Source organism: Rhodococcus sp. SB1D (assembly GCF_048573875.1).
GTDB classification, from domain to species: domain Bacteria; phylum Actinomycetota; class Actinomycetes; order Mycobacteriales; family Mycobacteriaceae; genus Rhodococcus_F; species Rhodococcus_F qingshengii.
Genome location: NZ_JBMAIQ010000002.1, coordinates 283888 through 304408, shown reverse-complemented (window position 1 = coordinate 304408; position 20521 = coordinate 283888). Strand labels below are relative to the sequence as shown.

General features: G+C 62.7%; 20 protein-coding genes. 10 read left to right on the top strand and 10 right to left on the bottom strand.

The window, feature by feature from the left end; genetic code table 11:
* Nucleotide 1: 1 nt before the first annotated feature.
* The 3 genes from ACN50D_RS06975 to ACN50D_RS06965 form a co-directional block, all read right to left on the bottom strand.
* Nucleotides 2-1522, bottom strand: a complete 1521-nt coding sequence (locus ACN50D_RS06975; protein WP_050656845.1) for an AMP-binding protein — start codon at nt 1520-1522, stop codon at nt 2-4.
* 73 nt (nt 1523-1595) lie between these two features.
* The gene (locus ACN50D_RS06970) at nt 1596-2717 is read right to left on the bottom strand and encodes a DUF5938 domain-containing protein (RefSeq protein ID WP_003940189.1); all 1122 of its coding nucleotides are present in this window, start codon (nt 2715-2717) and stop codon (nt 1596-1598) included.
* 55 nt (nt 2718-2772) lie between these two features.
* A complete protein-coding gene (locus ACN50D_RS06965; protein WP_007732778.1) occupies nt 2773-3576 on the bottom strand; it encodes an SDR family NAD(P)-dependent oxidoreductase in 804 nt (267 codons plus the stop codon).
* A gap of 307 nt (nt 3577-3883) precedes the next feature.
* On the opposite strand from ACN50D_RS06965, the gene ACN50D_RS06960 reads away from it, so the two are divergent.
* A complete protein-coding gene (locus tag ACN50D_RS06960) occupies nt 3884-4486 on the top strand; it encodes a TetR/AcrR family transcriptional regulator (RefSeq protein ID WP_042448650.1) in 603 nt (200 codons plus the stop codon).
* Here ACN50D_RS06960 and ACN50D_RS06955 read toward each other — a convergent pair whose 3' ends face one another.
* The gene (locus ACN50D_RS06955; RefSeq protein WP_003940428.1) at nt 4487-5080 is read right to left on the bottom strand and encodes a TetR/AcrR family transcriptional regulator; all 594 of its coding nucleotides are present in this window, start codon (nt 5078-5080) and stop codon (nt 4487-4489) included.
* Nucleotides 5081-5197: 117 nt separating this feature from the next.
* Here ACN50D_RS06955 and ACN50D_RS06950 point away from each other — a divergent pair, with 117 nt between their 5' ends.
* The 3 genes from ACN50D_RS06950 to ACN50D_RS06940 all read left to right on the top strand — a co-directional run bounded on the left by ACN50D_RS06950 (nt 5198) and on the right by ACN50D_RS06940 (nt 8067).
* On the top strand, nt 5198-5959 hold the full coding sequence (locus tag ACN50D_RS06950; RefSeq protein ID WP_030536952.1) for an enoyl-CoA hydratase-related protein: 762 nt from the start codon (nt 5198-5200) through the stop codon (nt 5957-5959).
* Nucleotides 5960-6200: 241 nt separating this feature from the next.
* Complete coding sequence (locus ACN50D_RS06945; RefSeq protein WP_007732784.1) at nt 6201-6716, top strand: OsmC family protein; 516 nt, start codon at nt 6201-6203, stop codon at nt 6714-6716.
* A gap of 37 nt (nt 6717-6753) precedes the next feature.
* A complete protein-coding gene (locus ACN50D_RS06940) occupies nt 6754-8067 on the top strand; it encodes a bifunctional o-acetylhomoserine/o-acetylserine sulfhydrylase (RefSeq protein ID WP_050656843.1) in 1314 nt (437 codons plus the stop codon).
* 64 nt (nt 8068-8131) lie between these two features.
* On the opposite strand, the gene bphC is transcribed toward ACN50D_RS06940, so the two are convergent.
* The 4 genes from bphC to ACN50D_RS06920 form a co-directional block, all read right to left on the bottom strand.
* On the bottom strand, nt 8132-9052 hold the full coding sequence (bphC, locus tag ACN50D_RS06935; RefSeq protein ID WP_003940493.1) for a biphenyl-2,3-diol 1,2-dioxygenase: 921 nt from the start codon (nt 9050-9052) through the stop codon (nt 8132-8134).
* Between the two features lie 35 nt (nt 9053-9087).
* On the bottom strand, nt 9088-10266 hold the full coding sequence (locus tag ACN50D_RS06930) for an acyl-CoA dehydrogenase family protein (RefSeq protein ID WP_003940250.1): 1179 nt from the start codon (nt 10264-10266) through the stop codon (nt 9088-9090).
* Nucleotides 10267-10437: 171 nt separating this feature from the next.
* Nucleotides 10438-11307: an alpha/beta fold hydrolase gene (locus tag ACN50D_RS06925; protein ID WP_211920926.1), complete on the bottom strand. Its 870-nt coding sequence runs from the start codon at nt 11305-11307 to the stop codon at nt 10438-10440.
* Between the two features lie 76 nt (nt 11308-11383).
* The gene (locus tag ACN50D_RS06920) at nt 11384-12292 is read right to left on the bottom strand and encodes an IclR family transcriptional regulator (RefSeq protein WP_007729442.1); all 909 of its coding nucleotides are present in this window, start codon (nt 12290-12292) and stop codon (nt 11384-11386) included.
* 138 nt (nt 12293-12430) lie between these two features.
* Between ACN50D_RS06920 and ACN50D_RS06915 the strand changes: the two genes are divergently transcribed.
* The 3 genes from ACN50D_RS06915 to ACN50D_RS06905 all read left to right on the top strand — a co-directional run bounded on the left by ACN50D_RS06915 (nt 12431) and on the right by ACN50D_RS06905 (nt 15207).
* Entirely contained in the window at nt 12431-13306 is an 876-nt protein-coding gene (locus ACN50D_RS06915; RefSeq protein WP_083056640.1) for a TIGR03619 family F420-dependent LLM class oxidoreductase, read from the top strand.
* A 32-nt stretch (nt 13307-13338) separates the two neighbouring features.
* The gene (locus ACN50D_RS06910; protein WP_003939809.1) at nt 13339-13830 is read left to right on the top strand and encodes a nuclear transport factor 2 family protein; all 492 of its coding nucleotides are present in this window, start codon (nt 13339-13341) and stop codon (nt 13828-13830) included.
* Between the two features lie 129 nt (nt 13831-13959).
* Complete coding sequence (locus ACN50D_RS06905; RefSeq protein WP_020909201.1) at nt 13960-15207, top strand: Nramp family divalent metal transporter; 1248 nt, start codon at nt 13960-13962, stop codon at nt 15205-15207.
* A 56-nt stretch (nt 15208-15263) separates the two neighbouring features.
* On the opposite strand, the gene ACN50D_RS06900 is transcribed toward ACN50D_RS06905, so the two are convergent.
* On the bottom strand, nt 15264-16859 hold the full coding sequence (locus ACN50D_RS06900) for an acyl-CoA synthetase (protein ID WP_007729448.1): 1596 nt from the start codon (nt 16857-16859) through the stop codon (nt 15264-15266).
* Nucleotides 16860-17228: 369 nt separating this feature from the next.
* On the opposite strand from ACN50D_RS06900, the gene ACN50D_RS06895 reads away from it, so the two are divergent.
* A complete protein-coding gene (locus ACN50D_RS06895) occupies nt 17229-18167 on the top strand; it encodes a 3-oxoacyl-ACP reductase (protein ID WP_065351433.1) in 939 nt (312 codons plus the stop codon).
* A gap of 26 nt (nt 18168-18193) precedes the next feature.
* Nucleotides 18194-18937 carry an SDR family NAD(P)-dependent oxidoreductase gene (locus tag ACN50D_RS06890; protein WP_065351434.1) on the top strand — a complete coding sequence of 248 codons (744 nt, stop codon included), beginning with the start codon at nt 18194-18196 and terminating at the stop codon, nt 18935-18937.
* Between the two features lie 21 nt (nt 18938-18958).
* Here the strand turns inward: ACN50D_RS06890 and ACN50D_RS06885 are convergent, their stop codons facing one another.
* Nucleotides 18959-19864, bottom strand: a complete 906-nt coding sequence (locus ACN50D_RS06885; RefSeq protein WP_003940342.1) for an amidohydrolase family protein — start codon at nt 19862-19864, stop codon at nt 18959-18961.
* Nucleotides 19865-19989: 125 nt separating this feature from the next.
* Between ACN50D_RS06885 and ACN50D_RS06880 the strand changes: the two genes are divergently transcribed.
* On the top strand, nt 19990-20517 hold the full coding sequence (locus ACN50D_RS06880) for a nuclear transport factor 2 family protein (RefSeq protein ID WP_003939692.1): 528 nt from the start codon (nt 19990-19992) through the stop codon (nt 20515-20517).
* The last annotated feature ends 4 nt before the right edge of the window (nt 20518-20521 follow it).

Here is a 20521-nt window from a genome sequence, read left to right as displayed (position 1 = left end):
CTCAGCCCGTCAGCTCGCTCTTGATCTCGTTCTTGAGAACTTTGCCGACCTTGGAGCGAGGTAGATCGTCCCAGACGATGACTTGCTTCGGAGTCTTCACACTTCCGATGCGAGCCTTCACGAAAGCCATCACCTCGGCGCCGTCGATGTCGGCGCCGAGGTGCGGTTGCACCACTGCCACAACGCGTTCGCCCCACTTGTCATCCGGCAACCCGATCACTCCGCAGTCCTGAATCCCCGGATACGCCATGAGCGCCTGCTCCACCTCGACCGAATAGACGTTGAAACCGCCGGTGATGATCATGTCCTTCGCACGGTCGACGATGAACAGGAAATTGTCGTCGTCCAGGTACCCGATATCGCCGGTGTGATGCCAGCCGTGGGCTGACGCTTCCGCGGTTGCGTCGGGGTTCTTGTAATAACCCGCCATCACCAACGAACTGCGAATCACCACCTCACCACGCTCGCCACGTCCGAGCAGCGCGCCTTTGTCATCCATGATCCCGACGGTCACCAGCGGCGACGGTCGACCCGCCGACGAAAGTCGTGACGTTGCGACAGTGCCGTCCGAGCCGAAGTGCTCCTTCGGTGACATCGTCGAGATCATCATGGGGGCTTCACTCTGCCCGAACAGCTGAGCCATGACCGGGCCGATCTTGTCGATCGCCTCCGCGAGTCTGGTCGGGGAGATCGGCGCCGCTCCGTACCAGAAGCATTGCAGCGAGCTGAGATCCGTGGCAGACAGGGCCTCGTGCTCGAGCAGCATGTAGATGAGCGTCGGCGGCAGGAAGGTGTGAGTCACCTTGTGCTTCTGAACGTTCGCGAGGAAGTACCCGAGATCGGGCTTCGGCATGATCACCACTTCGCCGCCGAGGGCCATGATCGGGAAGCACAGAACACCGGCGGCGTGAGTCAACGGTGCCAGCGCCAGATACACCGGGCGCCCCTCGAACGGATAACTCATCAAAGTGATTGCGGTCATCGTCTCGATGTTGTGCCCGGTCAACATCACTCCCTTTGGCCGTCCAGTTGTACCACCGGTGCCGACCAGCATGGTGACGTCGTCGGGCGCCGCGGCGTCGAGTTCTTCTTCCCCGAGCCAGCTTTCGAGGGACTGTGCCGAGTCCCATTCGCCGTCGATGCAGACGAGCGTCACCAACTGGGGAAGCGCATCCTTGATCTGGTCGACTAGCGGCGCATAGGACTTCTGGAAGAACAGAGCGCGACAATCGAACAAATCCAACAGGTCTCGGTTTTCCGCAGCTTCGTTGCGAGGGTTGATCGGGCACCAGACGCCGCCGGCCCGGCTTATTCCGAATACGCACGAGAACGAGATCGGGTCGTTGCCGGACAGAATCGCGACCTTTTCGCCCGGCGCGATGCCCGAAGCCGCGAGTGAAGCTGCGAAGCGTCGGCTGAACTGCTGCACCTCGCCGTAGGAGAGAGTGCGCTCCCCCATCGTCAAACACGGTGCGGTGGAACCAAGAGAGGCTCCCTTGTCGAGATAGTCGGTCAAACGCATGGGGAGCCTCCAGGGCGGGGCTCCCGGCGCGCTACACGCCGGGAGCCGTGAACATGATGACGAGGGCGACGAGTTAGGCGTTGATGGTTACTTCCGGCTCCAGAGCCAGCCCGAAACTACGTAGCGCGCCGAGCAGTTCGCGATGGCCGAACGCCTGGCAAGCCGAGGCAAGCCCGGTCCGCTTCGGCGCCTGCTGGAGCAGAGAATGCGCTGCATAGGCGTGCAGGAGGCCCGTCTGCTTGTAGTTACAGTTTCCGTGGATCACGACGTGCGAGCGACCCAGCGGGCCCGACGCGTAGACGGAGTCGAGTGAGGTGTTGATGCGCGGATTTTCACGAGGGGGCATACCGGCCTGAACCGATCCGGCGATCTCGGCCAAGGCGGCTTCCTGCTCGTCGGCGGGCAGGGTCTTGATCTGCTCCTCCACGATCTTCTGCGTCGCGACAACGCCTTCCATCACGGTGCGGTCGAACACTCCGCCCGCAGCCTTGACGTTGGAAACTCGCGGATCGTTCTTGAACCACACCGGGTGGCATGTTCCGCCCCACGGCAATGCAAGCGCAGTTTCGTGCTGGCCCGGAACGACGACGTCGAAAGTCTGGCCGGGCGCCCACTGCACGTACTTGTTCTGCTCGAGGTAGTACCAGTTTGCCTTGAGGATGGTGAAGATCGTCTGAGTGGACGCGTAGGTGGGAAATCCCTTCCACAGCACGAGGATGTCGAGCGTATCGAGGCCCGGCGTTTCCAGTGCGATATTGGCCGCGATCTCACCGGTGGTGTACATCTGCGCGATACCGGGAGAGAGGAGCAGGCCCTTCTCCTGATACTTGTCGCTGAACTTCTCCTGGACGTCGAGTACCCAGTCCTGCTCACCGGTGGTATCCATGTAGTGGCAACCGGCATTCAACGCAGCCTCGACGACGGTGCCGCCGAGCTTGATGAACGGCCCGACCATGTTGCTGACAACCTGTGCACCGGTGAACAATTCGGTGAGAGCCTCGACCGTGTGCTCGACCTCGACGACCTCGTGATCGACGGTGTCCAAACCAGGGATCTTGTCGAGGACCTCTTGGATGCGAGCGGCGTCGCGGCCGGCTGCGATGAACGGGATGTTGAACTCGCGCAGGTATTCACACACCAGACGGCCGGTGTACCCGGAGACGCCGTAAACGATGACGGGCTTCTTTTCGGACATGTTCGTGGAACCTTTCGAAGACGTGAGAAGGGTGTACGTACGAATGAAGGGCGAGTTACATGCCCATGCCACCGTCGACCGGTAGGCCGATTCCGGTGATGAATCGCGCGGCGTCGGAGGACAAGAACACAACGGCGTCAGCCATGTCGTTCACTTCACCGAGGCGGCCGAGCGGGGTGAGGCCGATGACGTCTCCGACTGCTGCTTCGGCGCTGGGCCAGAGACCGAGCTTCTCCATGTCCGCCGCGAGTCCGAGACCCATCTCCGTGGCGACAAGACCCGGGTAGATGCAGTTGACGCGGACTCCGTAGCCGAGCTTGCCCGACTCGGCGGCGGCAACTCTGGTGAAGCGATCGACCGCGGACTTGGTCGCGGAGTATCCACTGATCCCGGGAAACGGAATGGTTGCGGCCACTGAAGAGATGTTGATGACGGAACCGCCGGTTCCGGCTACGCCACCCGGACGCATGCTGCGCAGTCCGTGTTTGGTTCCGAGCGCTGTTCCGAGGATGTTGACCTCACACATACGGCGGATGTCGTTCGGATCGAGGTCGACCACCAGCGAGGAAATCTCGATGCCTGCGTTGTTGACGAGGATGTCGAAGCCGCCGAGGGTCTCCGCGGTGGCGGCGACTGCCTCTTCCCAGTTGGCATCGTCGGTGACGTCCAGCTTTACGAAGCCGGTTTTGACTCCGCCCGAACCAACAGCCTCTGCGGTGGCACGACCCTCGTCTTCGAGAACGTCGCCGATCATCACTGACGCCCCCGCCTTCGCCAACGCCTCAGCCATTCCGGCTCCGAGCCCCTTGGCACCACCTGTGACCAGTGCTTTTCGTCCCTCAAGATCAAACACGCTCATTTTCGACTGCCTCCATGACTGAAACGACTCTCGCGATGCCACCGTTCACAGCGACGCTGCCAAGTGGTCTGAGTCACAGAGTATTCAACCTTGGACGAGTGTCAAGAGAAATCTTGACGACTGTCAAGATTTTGTTACACGCTCGTCAAAGACCAGGGGTTACACTGATTCGGACGCGGTGATCGTGCCGCTGTGGAAACCGCAGGGAACAGGACGTGCCATCGTGACCACGACAGTCGAGAAGCCTAGTGAGGCAGGGAAAAAGGCGGTTCCTGTCTCTTCGGAGAAGCGGTCCAACGCAGACAAGGTGTCGCGTCGCCAGGTCGACAAATTCTCCGAGCGACGTGATCAACTCGCCGAGGCCGCACTGCAAACCCTGGCCGAATTGGGCTACGCACGCACGAGCCTGCGCGAAATCGCCCAGAATTCGGAGTTCTCCCACGGCGTCCTGCACTACTACTTCAGCGACAAGGTCGATCTCATCACCCACTGCGTGCGCCACTACAAGGCACGCTGCGTCACCCGCTACGACGGCATCGTCGCCACCGCGAAGACACCGGAGGAACTGAAAACCGGTTTCGGCGCACTGCTCGCCGAGACCATGATCGAAGAACCCACGATGCACCGCCTCTGGTACGACTTGCGCGCGCAGTCGATGTTCGAGGAGTCGTTCCGAGCCGACGTCGCCGCGATCGACGAGAGTCTCGAAAACATGATCTGGCGCATTGTTTCTCGCTACGCCGAGCTTCTCGACGTAGAGGCATCGGTCACCTCGGCGGCGATGTACGCAATCTTCGACGGCCTGTTCCAGCAGAGCCTGCTGCGCCATCTGTCCGGCGATCAGACTGCCGCAAACTATCTTTCGGAGAGCGTCCAGCAGATGCTGCCTCTGGTAGTGCCCACTCCCTGATCAGCGAGCAGCGATGCCTTCCGCGACGTACCTGGCTCCGCGATCGAATTCTCCGACCACGTCGTAATCGGCGTCTTGCCGCCAGAAGCGGACCAACGCTCCGTACGTGCCACCGATCATCTGTGCAAGAAACAGCGGCGGGTAGTCCGATCTCACTTCGCCGGCTTCGATACCGGCAGTGACGATCCGCAGAAGTTCCACGTGGAACCGATGATCGTGGGCCGCCCCCGCTCCGGAGGAGGCGAAGTCGCGCTCGAGTTCTGCAGTCACCATGCGCAGATAGCGCGGGTGCATGATCGCTTGCTGCGCAAAGTCCTGAAAAATCCGGGAGATCCGATCAGAAGTCGGCATCGGCGATTCCATGAGCTGATCCACCAGTGCCGCAAGCTGATCGAGATGATCACTGTGCAACGCCTCGAGAACCGAGTCCTTGCCCTGGAAGTAATTGAAGAAGGTGGCTCGCGACACCTCGGCTCGCTCGGCGATGTCGTCGACGGTCGTGCTGGCGAAACCCTGCGCCGAGAACAAAATTCGAGCAGCCGAGAGCAACCTGTCGTTGGTGTCGCGCTTGTTCTGTTCTCGTTTGGAAATCACGTCGACCTGCCCTTCTCCGCCTCAGAACACAGTCTTCGCCACAGTCCGGAATGTGTCCAATGTCCGTCCCGTCAGGTGACGCACCTCCGCCTCCGATAGGTGGACTACAGTCCAATTATGTCGACTGTTTCCACCGAACGCCATGACCGCGTTCTCATCGTCAGGATCGAACGCGAAGAACGCCGTAACGCGATCAACCGTGAGACTGCCGAGGGAATCGAAGCCGCGCTGAATCTTCTCGACGACGACCCTGATCTGTGGGTCGGCATCATCACCGGAACCCCCAACATCTTTTGCGCCGGAACCGATATCCGAGAGCGGGCCGACCTTCGCATGCCTCGCGGCGGTGAGTACGGCGTCATTCGGCGCCGGCGGAACAAGCCCCTGATCGCTGCAGTCGAGGGCTACGCGCTTGGTGGCGGTTTCGAAATCGCACTGGCCTGCGATCTGATCGTCGCCTCTGCCACAGCGCAATTCGGCCTTCCCGAAACCAAACGCGGTCTGGTTGCGACGTCCGGCGCACTCTTTCGGGCTCCTCGCGCGCTTCCGATCAACGTCGCCCGTGAACTCTTGATCACCGGCCGCACACTCGATCCCGAACGGGCAAAGGACCTCGGCGTCGTCAATGCAGTCACTGCCCCTGGTAAGGCACTCGACGAGGCACTGGTGATGGCAGCGGAGATCTGCGAGTCCTCCCCCACCTCCGTGAGTCTGAGTCTGAAGGCCATCGAGGCTCTCTACGCCGACGCCGACGCCGACGGATGGAAGGTCACCGACGACGCCAAGGACGCAGTGTTGCGCTCTCCGGACATCGCCGAAGGACTCGACGCTTTCGCCAATCGTCGGACACCCCGGTGGAGCGGACTGCCGCCCGCATGACAGACCACAATCCGAGACAGATTTCCTATACGTCTGGTCGGAAAGGGCATGAACCGGTTACAGTCTCTCCTGTGACGGGAATCGGCGCATACGAGACGGGCACGCTGCTGACGCGGCGGCGCCATGTCGACTTTGCGCATGTCTGTACATCCGGGTGTCCGATCTACTGATCGGACCTACGACGTGAGCGCCGCTCACGTCGATACTCGTATGTACACCCAGATCAGGGGACATTTCTGTCATGACCACCGCCTCCATCTCACACCTGAGTTCCGTCGTAGCAGCCAACGCCGACGCCATCGACAAAGACGCCAGCAAAGCGCACGTCGTATTCAAGGCTTCCGCCCAGGCGCACGACGCCGTTGCCAGCACCATTTCTCTCGGTAAGTACAGCGTCGAGGTCGACGAGCCGCCGGCCCTCGGCGGCGAGAACACCGCAGCCAATCCTGTCGAGTACTACCTTGCTTCCCTGCTCTCCTGCCAGGTGGTCACCTACCGCGTCTGGGCGGACAAACTCGGTATCGCTCTCGACGACATCTCGGCCAGAGCCGAAGGTGACCTCGACGTTCGTGGATTCTTCGGCTTCGACGACGCCGTCCGTCCGGGATTCTCCGAGGTCCGCGTGGTCGTCACCCTGACCGGCCCCGAAACCCGCGAGCGCTACCTGGAACTGCAGGAAACGGTCGACGCACACTGCCCCGTACTCGATCTCACCCGCAATCCCGTCCCAGTGCATACAGTCGTCGAAACCGCCTGACCCGCACCAACCCACCTTCACCACGGAGTATGAATTCATGAGCGAGAACACCCCCGTCGATACCGATCCGACCGCCGATTGGTCGTTCGAAACCAAGCAGGTCCACGCCGGACAGGGCCCGGACAGCGCTACCAACGCTCGGGCGCTTCCGATCTACCAGACCACCAGCTACGTCTTCGACAACACCGACCATGCGGCGGCGCTCTTCGGCCTCGCCGAGCCGGGCAACATCTACACCCGCATCATGAACCCGACGCAGGACGCCGTCGAGCAGCGCATCGCCGCCCTCGAAGGCGGAGTCGCGGCTCTGCTGGTTGCGTCCGGTCAGGCCGCCGAATCCTTCGCGATCCTCAACCTCGCCGAGGCCGGGGACCACATCGTCTCAAGCCCTCGCCTGTACGGCGGCACGTACAACCTCTTCCACTACACGCTGCCCAAGCTCGGTATCACCGTCGACTTCGTCGAGGACCCGGACAACCTCGATCACTGGCGTGAGGCAATCCTTCCGAACACCAAGGCGTTCTACGGCGAAACCATCTCCAACCCCAAGAACGACGTGTTCGACATCCCCGGCATCAGCGCAGTCGCCCACGAGCACGGCATCCCGCTGATCGTGGACAACACGGTCGCAACTCCGTACCTCATTCAGCCGCTGAAGCACGGCGCCGACATCGTCGTCCACTCCGCCACCAAATACCTTGGCGGACACGGTACCGCGATCGCCGGCGTCATCGTCGACGGTGGCACCTTCGACTGGACCCAGGGACGCCACACCAACTTCACCACTCCGGATCCCAGCTACCACGGCGTCACCTTCGCCGATCTCGGCGCACCCGCCTACGCCCTCAAGGCACGCGTTCAGCTTCTGCGCGACCTCGGCTCGGCCATCGCACCGTTCAACGCCTTCCTCATCTCGCAGGGCATCGAGACCTTGAGCCTGCGCATCGAGCGCCACGTGTCCAACGCACAGAAGGTTGCCGAGTTCCTCGACGGCCGCGCCGAGGTCACGTCGGTCGCGTACGCCGGACTGGAATCCTCGCCCTGGCACGAGCGCGGAAAGCAGCTGGCTCCCAAGGGAACCGGCGCCATCGTCGCGTTCGAGCTCGCCGGTGGAGTCGACGCAGGCAAGAAGTTCGTCAACGCGCTGACGTTGCACAGCCACGTCGCCAACATCGGTGACGTTCGCTCACTCGTCATCCACCCCGCGTCGACGACGCACTCGCAGCTCACCCCCGAGGAGCAGCTCGCTTCGGGCGTCACGCCGGGGCTCGTCCGCCTCGCGGTCGGCATCGAAGGGATCGACGACATTCTCGCCGACCTCGAAACCGGTTTGGCCGCAGCAGCTTCCTGATCTATCGCACGAAAAAGCTCGGCCCCGATATGCATTGGGACCGAGCTTTTTCGTTGCGTAAGAGCTAGCTCTTGGGAGTGAACGCAGCCAGCGGTTCACTCTCGGACCAGTCATGGCCCCAGTAGCTGTCGGCCGTGATTTCCTCAGCGGTGTAGAAGGCTTCGTCGACAAGCATGCCTTCGCAACCGAACTCCAGATCCCATCCACCCGGTGCGCGCACGTAGAACGACACCATCTTGTCGTTCGTGTGGCGACCCAACGTCGAGGAGATCGAGAAGCCGAGCTTGGCAACACGATCGAGAGCCTGACCGACGGCGTCGAGAGTCTCGGCTTCCATCATCAGGTGCACGAGACCGGGCTCGTCAACCGGCGGCGCCGGGCACAACGCCAGGCTGTGGTGGCGCTGGTTGACACCCATGAAGCGAACGCGGCGAGCCGGCGGCGGCGCATCGATACCGCCGAGACGGATGGAACCGCGCGGGAGGAATCCGAGCACCTCGGTGTAGAAGGTGTATGCCTCGTCGAAACGCGTAACCGGAAGCACCACATGGCCGAGGCCCTGATCGCCGGTGACGAAACGGCCGCCGTGCGGGGTGACCAACGGGCTGTGGTCGAGTACCGGTCCGAAGAAGACCTCGACTCGGTTACCGTTGGGATCGTCGAATGCGATGACCTGCTCGGCATCGCGGTAGCTGGCGTCGACCTCGGAAAGAACCTCGACCTCGACTCCGGCCTTCTCCACTGCTTCACGAACACGCTGGAGCGCGAACTGATCTCGCACTTCCCAGCCCACTGCGAGAGCCTTGTCCGTCTCACCGGGCAGGACGATCAGTCGCGCACGACGCTCGTCCAGGCGCAAGTAGAGGCCGTCGGCTTCCGGGCCACTACCGACCGCGAGGCCGAGTCCGTCGACCACGAGCTCGCGCCAGCGAGCCACGTCCTGCGTTTGGATCCTGAGATACCCCAGGCCCCGAATTTCAGTCATGCCTAACCGTCCTTGCTTCGAAAGTATTTGTGGGACTAGATCATCGAGCGGTGGATACCCTGCGGTTCGCCGCCGAGCTGCGAGAGCGTCGACGCATGGAAAATGGAGCCAGGTACGTGGATCGCGTGCGCGAGACCGGCATGAGCATCACGCCAGAACCGCTGCATCGGCGTGTTCAACTGCAAAGCCCCACCACCGGAACGAGCAAAGATCTCGTCCACCGCACGCACCGCCCGCCACGCAGCAGCAGTCTGCGTACGGCGACCGATCGCACGAAGCTCGAACGAAACTTCCTGCCCCTTCTCCGTCATGTCCCAGAAACGATCCACCGTCTCCAAGATCGCAGCCCGAGAAGCAGCGATCTCGGCCGCCGCCTCACCGATCGCGAACAGCACGTACGGATCTTCCTTGATCGGAACACCACTGACCGTCACACGCTCACGCTGCGCCGCCATGTTGCACGCCAACGCACCTTCGGCGATACCGATCAACGACGAGGTGATCCCCAACGGGAAAATGCACGAGAACGGGAACTTGTACAACGTCTCCGTACGGCCCGCTTCCTTCCACGCCGTCCCGTCGTACACCTTTCCGGCGTCGATCGTGCGGTACGTCGGCAGGAATGCGTCCTTGACGATCAGATCCTTCGACCCGGTTCCGCGTAGGCCCACGACATTCCAGCTGTCCTGGTCGATGTCGTAATCCGAACGCGGCAACAGCACGTGCAGGTGCTTCGGCGGCATCAACGGCTTGCCGGACTCGTCACCGACCATCGCACCGATCATGATCCAGTCACAATGATCGGTACCCGAGGAGAACGACCAGCGACCGTTGAGGATGTACCCGCCCTCGACCGGCCTCGCCACACCCATCGGCGCATACGGCGACGCCATCCACGTATCGGGATCGGTTCCCCACACCTCTTCCTGAGCCTTGCGGTCGAAGAACGCAAGCTCCCACGGATGAACACCGACGATGCCGCTGACCCAGCCCGTGGCACCGTCCATCGCGCCGATAGCCATTGCCGTCTCGGCGAATTCACGCGGATGCGCCTCGAGGCCACCGAACTCCTTCGGCTGGAACATCCGGATGACGCCGGAGTCGCGCAAGCGCTTCGCGCTGCCGTCCGTCAAGCGCATCAGCTTGTCGCCCTCGACTCCGTCGGCGCGGATCTCGTCGGCGAACTGTGAGATGTTGTCCAGAACCTGACCCATGATTTTTCCGGCTTTCTGGTTTCGCTACCCGGCGAGTGCCTGGGCAGAATGAAAATCTGTTGGTGAAACGGTGGCAGGTAGCCCACCGAAGTGCAGAAACGCTTCCCGGTGAGTGGGAGCACCCCTGTGCGCCTTTTTGGTAGTGGGGGCTACCAAAAAGGCGCACGGGCCTTACTTGCCTTCTGGACGCGTCAGAAATGCCAGAACGGACGCGACCCAGGCGTCGCGAGCTTCGATCATCGTCCAGTGTCCGCAGTTGGGGAAGATGTGAACTTCGCCGTTGGGGATGTCGCGCATCGGCAGAATCGCCATGTCCACGGGGCTGACGCGGTCGTCGCGTCCCCAGGTCAACAGCGTCGGCGCCTTGATCTTGTTCAGCTGCGCCCAGTACGGCACGGCGGTCGACGCAGCGGCAGCCGCGCCCATGGCGGCCATGGCCTTGCTGCTGTACATACGACGGGCGATCTCGAGCGTCGTCGGCTCGGTGGCCAGGGCCCAACGCTCTTCGATGAGCTGCTCGGTGACGACGGCACGGTCGAAGACCATCGAATGCAACCAGCGGACCAGGGCTTCGCGGGTGGGGTTGTCGGTGAACTCCATGAGGAGTTTGATGCCTTCACCGGGCCCCGGCGAGAAGGTGTTCTTTCCCATGCCGCCGATGGTGACGAGCTTGCTCACCCGGTGCGGCTCGTCGATCGCGACCTTGGTGGCGACGATGCCGCCCATGGAGTTACCGATCATGTGGACCGGGCCGAGGCCGAGGCCGTCGAGGAACATCCCGACCGACGCCTGCGCCATCATCATGGGATGGTCGGGGCCGGGATCGCTGACGCCGAATCCGGGAAACTCGAGAATGTAGCAGTGGAAGTGCTCCGCGAAGTCCGCGAGAACGCCGCGGTAGTTACGCCAACCGGTGACGCCGGGGCCCGATCCGTGCAGCAGCAGGAGCGGCGGGCCGTCGCCGGCTTCGTGGTACCGGAGCACACCGAGATCGGTCTGCAGTTCCTTCAGAGTTCCCTCGTAGCTCAGTTCAGTCGTCATGGTCCGAACGGTGCCATCAGGACCGCTGAGCTGCTATGACTCGTCCCGATCAGCGAGACAAGTCGATCAAAATACGTCAGATCCAGTGGTCGGACGACGCTGCCAGCAGGCGATCCATCGTCTCCGCCGAGAACGTATTGGTCGGAACGGGAGGCGTTTTGCGGCCGCGGCGAGGAGCACCCAGTTCGGGGTACAGCGTCCGTGAGACCTCGCGAGCCGCGTCGACGACCAGCGGAGCAACTCGCTCGAGCTGAGCGGTCCGCATGTCACCACACAACGCGATGCTGCCGACGGGACCCTCGTGTCCGCGAATTGCCGAAGCCACACAAGCGACTCCACGCGCCGACTCCCCGCGTTCGAAGGCCAGTCCCCGACGCTGACGGATGCGGTTCAGTTCCTGGTGGAGCACAGCGACGTCGGTGATCGTGTTCTCGGTGCAGCGGGGAAGAGAAGCCCCGAACAGAGCGTCGACGCGCTCGGGGTCGATCCACGCCAGCATCGCCTTGCCACCAGCCGTCGAATGAGCGAGCACTCTGCCGCCGACGCGGGACGGGAGCGCCGCGGCGAATCGTCCGCCGACCTTGTCGAGATAGACGCTCTCGCGTCCGTCGAGCACCGACAGGTGAACGACCATGCCGGTCTGCAGGTGCAGTTCGTGCAGAAGCGGTGCAGCGGCTTCGCGGATCTGGCTGTGGCCGCCGTCGCCACCACCGAGGCCGAGCGCGCGACGCCCGAGGCAGTAGCCGAACGATGCGTGATCGACCCAGTCCAGCTTGACCAGCTGATCGAGAATGCGGTGGACCGTGGAGCGCGGCAACTGAGTACGGCACGCGACCTCTTCCAGCGTCAGCCGCGCGGCGCGGCCGTCGAAGGCGTCGAGAATCAGTGTCATCCGCTCGACCATCGACGGCGGCAGATCCTTCTTGGGTTGCCCACCGGCAGTCTGGACGGTGGACAGTGTGTCGTTCATGTCAACAATGGTCATGGACGCCTCCCGAAAACTGGAATTGATTCTACCGACTATAACCCAGGTCACAGTTTCTGGAAAGTGAATCGATCTTTTCGATCCCGATCAGCGGTAATTCACCTGCCACCGGGCGAGTGGGGACGCTATAAACGCCCGATGCACCTGGGAATCGTCACACCGGTCCTGATTCAGCACCCGAGCACGCGCTCGGAGTGGGAGGCAAGTGCTGACATCGGCGAGATCGCCACAGTGGCCGCCACGGCGGATCGACTCGGTTTCCATCATCTGACCTGCAGTGAACACGTGGCGGTCCCCGAGGAGATTGCCGCCGAGCGCGGCGGAACCTACTGGGATCCGCTCGCCACCCTTGGTTTTCTCGCCGCGCGTACATCAAGAATCCTGCTGGCGACCCAGGTGCTGGTGTTGGGCTACCACCACCCCCTCGAGATCGCCAAGCGTTACGGAACGCTTGATCGCGTCAGCAATGGACGCCTGATACTCGGCCTCGGGGTGGGGACTCTGAAACAAGAATTCGATCTCATAAATGCTCCATTTGCCGACCGAGGAGCGCGCGCTGACGATGCCTTGGCCGCACTTCGGGCATCACTGTCGACGCCGACTCCGGAGTATCACGGCGAGTTCTACGACTACTCCGGATTTGTCGTCGAACCCCACGCCGTCCAGAAACGGGTGCCGCTGTGGATCGGCGGCCGGACCAAGAGATCGCTGCGCCGGGCCACCACACACGGCGACGGGTGGGTGCCGTTCGGGCTGCGATTCTCCGAACTGAAGGAAATGCTCGACGCCACGACGCTCCCCGACGGATTCGACGTGGTGCTTCCCGCCGGTGCGCCGCTCGATCCTCTCGGCAATCGCGAATCCACCCTTCGCGCCTTGACTCGCGTCCGTGACGCCGGGGCGACCATCGCCAGCTGCTCGGTCGGCGCTCGAAGCGTCGAGCACTACTGCGAACAACTCGAAGAACTTCACCGAATCGCCCTCACCGAGGGCTTCTCTTTCACCACTTCCTGATTCCCCGACAATCCAATGCAAAGGACGTACCGATGACCGACTCGACCGCCCTGATCGAATCCCTGCTCGCCCGAGTGGAATTGCTCGAGGACAAGCTCGCGATCACCGAACTGCTGACCACATACAGCCCTGCCGTCGACAGCGGATCAGCCGACGAGGTCGCGAACCTGTGGCTCGAGGACGGCGTCTACGACGTCGATACCGGTGCGATGCACGGCCGCGGCGAACTGCGCGCGATGGTTCACAGCGCCTCACACCAGAACTGGATCATGAACGGCGCGGCCCACATGATGACACCCGCGCACATCCGCATCGACGGCAACAAGGCCGTCGCGACCTGCCATTCGCAGTTGGTCATCAAAGACCCCGAGAACCCGACGGGATTCAAGGTCCTCCGCATCACCGCGAACCGCTGGGAACTGATCAAGACGGACGGCGAGTGGAAGGTCGAACTGCGTACCAACGCCCTCCTCGACGGCCGACCCGAGGCTCGCGCTCTCCTGGCTGCCGGCGTGACGGCCTAACCGGCCTGTGCGCGGTTAGGGACCCTCTGCGGTCGCTAACCGCGCACAGCTGTTGAAAGTTCGGCTCCCCGAACTCTATAGTTCACTTATTCGAACCAACAGGTCCGAGTACGTGTGACCAGGAGACCGATGAGCACCAGTACGCAAGAGCCGACGACTCCGCGCCGACGACCCACGGGGAGATCCATCGCCCTGCTCGGTCCGGCGTTCGTCGCGGCAATCGCGTACGTCGATCCGGGCAACGTCGCCGCCAACCTCACCGCCGGCGCCAAGTACGGCTACCTCCTCATCTGGGTACTCGTACTCGCCAACGCGATGGCCGTCCTCGTGCAGTATCTGTCCGCGAAACTCGGTCTCGTCTCCGGCAGATCCCTGCCCGAAATGCTGGGTCAGCGCCTGCGTAAGAACAACCGCCGCGCCTTCTGGCTCCAGGCCGAGATGATGGCGATCGCGACCGACGTCGCCGAAGTCATCGGCGGCGCCATCGCACTCAACCTGCTCTTCAACATCCCGCTCTTCCTCGGCGGACTGATCACCGGATGCGTGTCGATGGTCATCCTGACGATCCAAAGTCGGCGCGGACAGCGCACTTTCGAGTTCGTGGTCATGGGATTGCTGGCCATCATCACCATCGGCTTCCTGACCGGGCTCGCCTTCACCGACGTCTCCGGCAGCGAGGCCGTCGCCGGACTGGTCCCCCGCTTCGAAGGAACCGAGACCGTACTGCTCGCCGCCAGCATGCTCGGAGCAACGGTCATGCCGCACGCGATCTACCTTCACTCCGCATTGGCACGTGATCGCCACGGCCACATCAAACCCGGCCCACGGTTGCAGCGACTACTCAAAGTCACCCGTTGGGATGTCGTCGTCGCGTTGATCATCGCCGGTGGCGTGAACATCGGCATGCTGCTTCTGGCCGCTTCGGCGCTGCGCGGAGTACCCGGCACCGACACCATCGACGGCGCGCATGCCGCGATCGAGAATTCGCTCGGCCCGGGCGTAGCCGTGGTGTTCGCGATCGGCCTCCTCGCCTCCGGACTCGCGTCGACCTCCGTGGGATGCGCGGCCGGCGCCGAGATCATGCATGGTCTTCTGGCCATTCGGATTCCGGTGATCACACGCCGGATCGTCACGCTCATCCCGGCACTGATCGTGCTCGGACTCGGCGTCGACCCGACGCTGGCGCTCGTGCTCAGCCAAGTGGTCTTGAGCCTGTGCATCCCCTTCGCGATCATCCCGCTGGTGCGAATGACCTCGGACCCCGAACTCATGGGCGACGCGCGCAATGCCCCGCTCACGACCGTCGCGGCGTGGATTGCGGCGGGCTTGATCGTTGCACTCAACGTCGCTCTGCTGGTTCTGACGGTGACAGGCTAGAGCACCGGAGCCACCCAACGCGTCCCTCACAAACGCGCTGGACGGCTCCGGCCGGACTAGGAGACTTGCTCGGCGAGAGTGGCCTTGGCCCAGCGATAGTCGGCCTTTCCGCTGGGAGAACGCCTGATCGACGGAACGTTCATGACGGTGCGCGGCACTTTGTACCGAGCGACCTGCGACGCGCAATGCTCACCGATCTCGGCAGCGTCCGGGACGTCGAAGCCTTCGCGGGTCGTGATGACCGCAGCGACGCGCTCACCGAACTTCGCATCCGGAATTCCCGCGACCAAAGCGTCGAGCACCGCCGGGTGACTCTTGAGCGCCTGCTCGACCTCTTCCGGATACACCTTCTCCCCGCCGGTGTTGATGCACTGAGAACCACGTCCCAGCAAGACGATCGAGCCGTCGGCTTCCACGCGTCCGACGTCGCCGAGCACCGACATCCGCACCCCGTCGATCACCGGGAACGTAGCCGCGGTCTTGACCGGATCATTGAAGTAGCCGACCGGCACGTGACCGCTGCGAGCGATGTAGCCGGTCTCGGGCGATCCCGGCTCCAGCGGCCGCATCCTTTCGTCCACGACGCGGGTCTCGTCGCGAGCGGCGATGCGCATCAGGCCGTCTTCGCCGATCTCCAGATTGCCGTCGACGCCCGACTCCGAGGAGCCGAATCCGTCGCGGATCACCAGGTTCGGAAGCATCGACTTGAGCTGCTCCCGCAGTGAGAGCGAGAACAAGGCTCCGCCGGACGAGACCATTCCGACCGTGCTGAGGTCGTAATCTGCTGCGTTTGCTGCCAATTCGTCTGCGAGCGGACGTGCCATCGCGTCTCCGACGACGGTGATGGAGACGGCCTTCTCACTTCCGGCGAGCTGCAGCGTCGCCTTCGCGTCGAACCGCGCCATGAGAATTGCGTTGGCGCCCATGAAGAATCCGGTGAACAGCGAGTACGACGCCGCACCGTGCATCAGGGGTGCGGTACTGAGCATGTTCATCGCGGGAACGTTCGGCACCGCGGCGAACAGAGCCTCAGCGGTCGTATGCGGCGGACCGAACGGATTTCCGCCGGTGAGCGCCGCGAAGTAGAAGTCTTCATGACGCCACATGACACCCTTGGGCATCCCCGTCGTGCCGCCGGTGTAGATGACAAAGAGGTCGTCGTTGCTGCGGGGCGCGAAGTCACGAGTAGCGGGCTGCTCCGCGGCAGCGTCGGCGTATCCAACGACGTCGACACCTTCGATGTCGCGGACCACGGACTTGCCGACGACAACGACGTGTTTGATGCCGGGCGCGGCCGGGAGAACCGTCTCCACGACGGAAACGAACTCCTCGTCCACGATCAGTGCCACCGACTGCGAATCGTTGTACAGATAGGTCAGTTCGGCGTCGACGTAGCGATAGTTGACGTTGATCGGGACCGCGCGAATCTTGAGGCACCCGAGCAAACTCTCGACGAACTCGATGCTGTTGCGCATGTGCAGAGCAACGTGATCGCCGGGCCCGACACCGACACTCGCCAGGTGGCGGGCGATGCGATTCGAGCCCTCGTCCAGCTCGACGTAGGTGCGACGACGGCCATCGCACACGAGCGCCGTGCGGTCCGGAATCAGATCCGAGATGCCCTCGTACAGATCTGCCAAATTCAGTGACACTGCTGGTGCCTTCCTTGATGTCCGGCCCGGTGAATTCGGGGCCGACCGTACTGCGTTTTCGGTGAGAACTATCCGACCCTGGAGCCGACGAATGCGGCCGAGAACTGAGCGGATCGGTGGTGACGCAAACGCGTACGCGGTGGGATCGCCGCGTCGCCCCAAGGTGGCATGCAGCGCTCGTGACCCAGATCACCGCTCCCGCTGAGTGAGACTCCTCCTCAGTCGGCCAAACTTCTGTTCAAAACTAGAACTAATTCTGATTTCGCTCGAATGATTTTTTCGGAACGACTACCGAACTCTCGACTTCAAATTAGAATGAATACTAATTCTGCAAGACGTACCCGACCGCCCGGATCGAAGGAGCACGACATGACGCAATCACTGAGCTTGGAAGGCAAAGTTGCCGCCGTCACCGGCGCCGGCGCCGGCCTGGGTCGCGCCGAAGCACTCGGACTCGCGGCTGCCGGTGCAGCCGTCATCGTCAACGACATGGGTGCAGCGGCCAACGACGTGGTCGACGAGATCAAGGCCGCAGGTGGACAGGCACTCGCCGTCACCGGCGACGTCTCCGACTGGTCGCTCGGCGGGCGCATCATCGAAGAGGCTGTCAAGAACTTCGGATCCTTCGACATCCTCGTCAACAATGCAGGCATCCTGCGCGACAAGATGATCTTCAACCTGACCGAATCCGATTGGGACGACGTCATCCGTGTGCACCTCAAGGGCCACGCCGCCACCTCGCACGCAGCCGCAGTCCACTGGCGCGCAGCCAGCAAGGCAGCCGACGCACCGGTCTACGGCCGCATCATCAACACCTCTTCCGAGGCCTTCCTCTTCGGCAGCGCCGGACAGCCCAACTACTCGGCAGCCAAGGCCGGCATCACCGCTCTGACGCTCTCGAGCGCAGCAGGTCTCTCCCGCTACGGCGTCCGCACCAACGCGATCTGCCCCCGTGCCCGCACCGCCATGACGGCAGAAGCCTTCGGCGAGAACAACACCGGCGTCGTCGGCCTCGATCCGCTTGCACCCGAGCGCGTCGCGACCCTGGTCAGCTACCTCGCATCCCCCGATTCCGACGAGATCAACGGACAGGTCTTCGTCGTCTACGGCAAGATGGTGGCGTTGATGGAAGCACCCAAGGTCGAGAACCGTTTCGACGCAGCCGGATCCGCGTTCACCGTCGAAGAGCTCGGTGGCCAGCTCTCGTCTTACTTCTCCGGCCGTGGGCCGTACGAGACCTACGCCGCCTACAGCATCGCCGGCCTCGAAAAGATTGCACTTGCAGTCGACGAGACCGCAACAGTTTGAGCAGCACTTACGAAGAGGAGCGTTTCATGAGGTTGAACGGCAAGGTAGCGATCGTCACCGGCGGCGCCGGTGGAATCGGTCGCGCTGTCACCCGAGTCTTCGCCCGTGAAGGCGCGAAGGTCCTGTTCGTCGACATCAACGACGAGCAGGGCCACGCCCTCGAACAAGAACTGGCCGGCTCCGGCAAGTTCCTGAACGTCGACCTTGCTGCCGCCGGTTCGGCCGAGCAGATCCGTGACGCCGCGCTCGAGGCTTTCGGCAAGCTCGACATCCTGGTGAACAACGCTCACGCGTCCCGTCAGGCTCCGTTGCTCGAAACCACGCAGGACATGTTCGACCTGTCCTTCAACACCGGTTTCTACCCCGTTGTCCACCTCATGCAGGCGTGCCACGACGAACTCGCGAAGACCAAGGGTTCGGTCGTCAACTTCGCATCGGGTTCAGGTTTGGACGGAATGCCCACCCAGACGTCCTACGCTGCGGCCAAGGAAGCTGTGCGAGGCCTGACGCGCGTCGTCGCCAACGAGTGGGCGCCGGAAGGCATTCGGGTCAACGTGGTCTGCCCGTTCGCCGCCACCGAAGGCGTCGTCAAGTGGCAGGAAGCCTTCCCTGAGCGCGCAGCCGCATCGGTTGCCAAGGTGCCCCTCGGACGCATCGGTGATCCCGAAACCGACATCGCTCCCGTCGTGGTGTTCCTGGCGAGCGAGGATTCCAAGTACATGACCGGACAGACGTTGATGGCCGACGGCGGCAGCATCAAATTGCGATGAGCGAAATACTTCTCGGTGGGCTCAGCTCACCGAGAAGAGTTTCGCAGCGTTGTCGTGCACGACGGCTCGCAGCCATTCGTCTCCGAGATCGAAGCGCGTAACCGCTTGCAAGGCTGTGAGATACGGGTACGGAATGTTCGGGAAGTCGCTACCGAACAGAATCCGGTCCTGCATGTCGACGAGCCGTGATACGTCCGCCTTCGGGAAGGCACACTGCTCTTCCGTGAAGTCGGTGAACGCCATGGTCGTATCCAGGCGGACATTGCCGTAAGCCTCTGCCAGATCGAGGAATTCGCTGTACTCGGGCATCCCCATGTGGGCGACGATCAACGACAGGCGCGGGTACCGTGCGAGCAGCGAAGCAATGCGATCAGGTCCCGTGTACTCCCCCGGCGCCGGTCCCGAACCACAGTGGATCACGATGGGCGTCTCGGAGTCCTCGAGTTGCCCCCAGACCTTGTCGAGCAGAGGGTCGTTCGGATCGTAGTTTCCGACCTGGATGTGGGACTTGAAGATTCGCGCGCCCGACTCCAATGCCTTGCCGACGTACGACGCCGCCGACTCCTCGGGATAGAACGTGGCCGTGTGCAGGCAATCGGGCGTTTGCGCGGCAAATTCGACGGCCCACTGATTGAGCCACTCGGCCATCGCGTGCTTGTGCGGGTAGATCATCGACGTGAAAGCCCGGACACCGAACTCGCGGAGACGGTGTACCCGCTCCTCCTCGGCAAGTCGGTACGCGATCGGCCAAGGTCGACCGATCATCGGTCCCGCCGAATCGAAGTAACCCCACACCTTGTCCATGACGCTCTTCGGCATGAAATGGGTGTGGACGTCGATCACGCCAGGAACACCCAACTCGCGCCAAAAAGCCCGAACCTCGGCGATCTCCTCCGGTCCAGTCGATGGGACCTCTTCGGTACACACGTCTGACACCCCTTTCGTTCGCTCGACCATACCGAGTGCCGTCGCGCTCACCGGGACAGGTCGTTGACGGCCCGCCCGGAGCACCCGAATGTGAACCCATCTTGCCGATCACCGTTGGAGGTTGAATGTCTCAGGCCGAGTCCGAAGTGGGGTCGATCAGTGCCGTCGAGGAACTGCTCGCAATCGAGGAAATCAAGCGTGTGTTCGCCGCGCGCCTACGCTGCATGGACACCAAGCAGTGGCACGTCTACCCAACCCTGCACACCGCAGACGTCGTCAGCGAGACGTGGGGCGGACTCCCGACAGACAAGCAACCCAAGACCGGCGACACCTCGAACCAGGTAGTGGGCATCGACAAACTCACCGCGGCAATTCGGAACATGCTCGACGGCGACATCCCCCTCACCACGGCGCACCACGCACACACTCCCGAAATCGTGCTGACCTCGCCCACCACCGCAACCGGCATCTGGGCGATGGAGGACATGCTGTGGTGGAACGACGGCGAGAAAGAACTGCACCTACACGGCTACGGCCATTACCACGAGAAATACCGCAAAGAAGACGGCAAGTGGCTGATCAGCTACCGAACCCTCACCCGGCTCCGTGTCGACCAGGACCCCGGATTCTTCCGATTCATGAAAGCGCTGTGACGAA

Bases quoted from the DNA above. Each gene is read 5' to 3' on its own strand.
- ACN50D_RS06975 (WP_050656845.1), bottom strand. From the start codon at position 1,522: ATGCGTTTGACCGACTATCTCGACAAGGGAGCCTCTCTTGGTTCCACC.
- ACN50D_RS06970 (WP_003940189.1), bottom strand. From the start codon at position 2,717: ATGTCCGAAAAGAAGCCCGTCATCGTTTACGGCGTCTCCGGGTACACC.
- ACN50D_RS06965 (WP_007732778.1), bottom strand. From the start codon at position 3,576: ATGAGCGTGTTTGATCTTGAGGGACGAAAAGCACTGGTCACAGGTGGT.
- ACN50D_RS06950 (WP_030536952.1), top strand. From the start codon at position 5,198: ATGTCGACTGTTTCCACCGAACGCCATGACCGCGTTCTCATCGTCAGG.
- ACN50D_RS06945 (WP_007732784.1), top strand. From the start codon at position 6,201: ATGACCACCGCCTCCATCTCACACCTGAGTTCCGTCGTAGCAGCCAAC.
- ACN50D_RS06940 (WP_050656843.1), top strand. From the start codon at position 6,754: ATGAGCGAGAACACCCCCGTCGATACCGATCCGACCGCCGATTGGTCG.
- bphC (WP_003940493.1), bottom strand. From the start codon at position 9,052: ATGACTGAAATTCGGGGCCTGGGGTATCTCAGGATCCAAACGCAGGAC.
- ACN50D_RS06930 (WP_003940250.1), bottom strand. From the start codon at position 10,266: ATGGGTCAGGTTCTGGACAACATCTCACAGTTCGCCGACGAGATCCGC.
- ACN50D_RS06925 (WP_211920926.1), bottom strand. From the start codon at position 11,307: ATGACGACTGAACTGAGCTACGAGGGAACTCTGAAGGAACTGCAGACC.
- ACN50D_RS06920 (WP_007729442.1), bottom strand. From the start codon at position 12,292: ATGACCATTGTTGACATGAACGACACACTGTCCACCGTCCAGACTGCC.
- ACN50D_RS06915 (WP_083056640.1), top strand. From the start codon at position 12,431: ATGCACCTGGGAATCGTCACACCGGTCCTGATTCAGCACCCGAGCACG.
- ACN50D_RS06910 (WP_003939809.1), top strand. From the start codon at position 13,339: ATGACCGACTCGACCGCCCTGATCGAATCCCTGCTCGCCCGAGTGGAA.
- ACN50D_RS06905 (WP_020909201.1), top strand. From the start codon at position 13,960: ATGAGCACCAGTACGCAAGAGCCGACGACTCCGCGCCGACGACCCACG.
- ACN50D_RS06895 (WP_065351433.1), top strand. From the start codon at position 17,229: ATGACGCAATCACTGAGCTTGGAAGGCAAAGTTGCCGCCGTCACCGGC.
- ACN50D_RS06890 (WP_065351434.1), top strand. From the start codon at position 18,194: ATGAGGTTGAACGGCAAGGTAGCGATCGTCACCGGCGGCGCCGGTGGA.
- ACN50D_RS06880 (WP_003939692.1), top strand. From the start codon at position 19,990: ATGTCTCAGGCCGAGTCCGAAGTGGGGTCGATCAGTGCCGTCGAGGAA.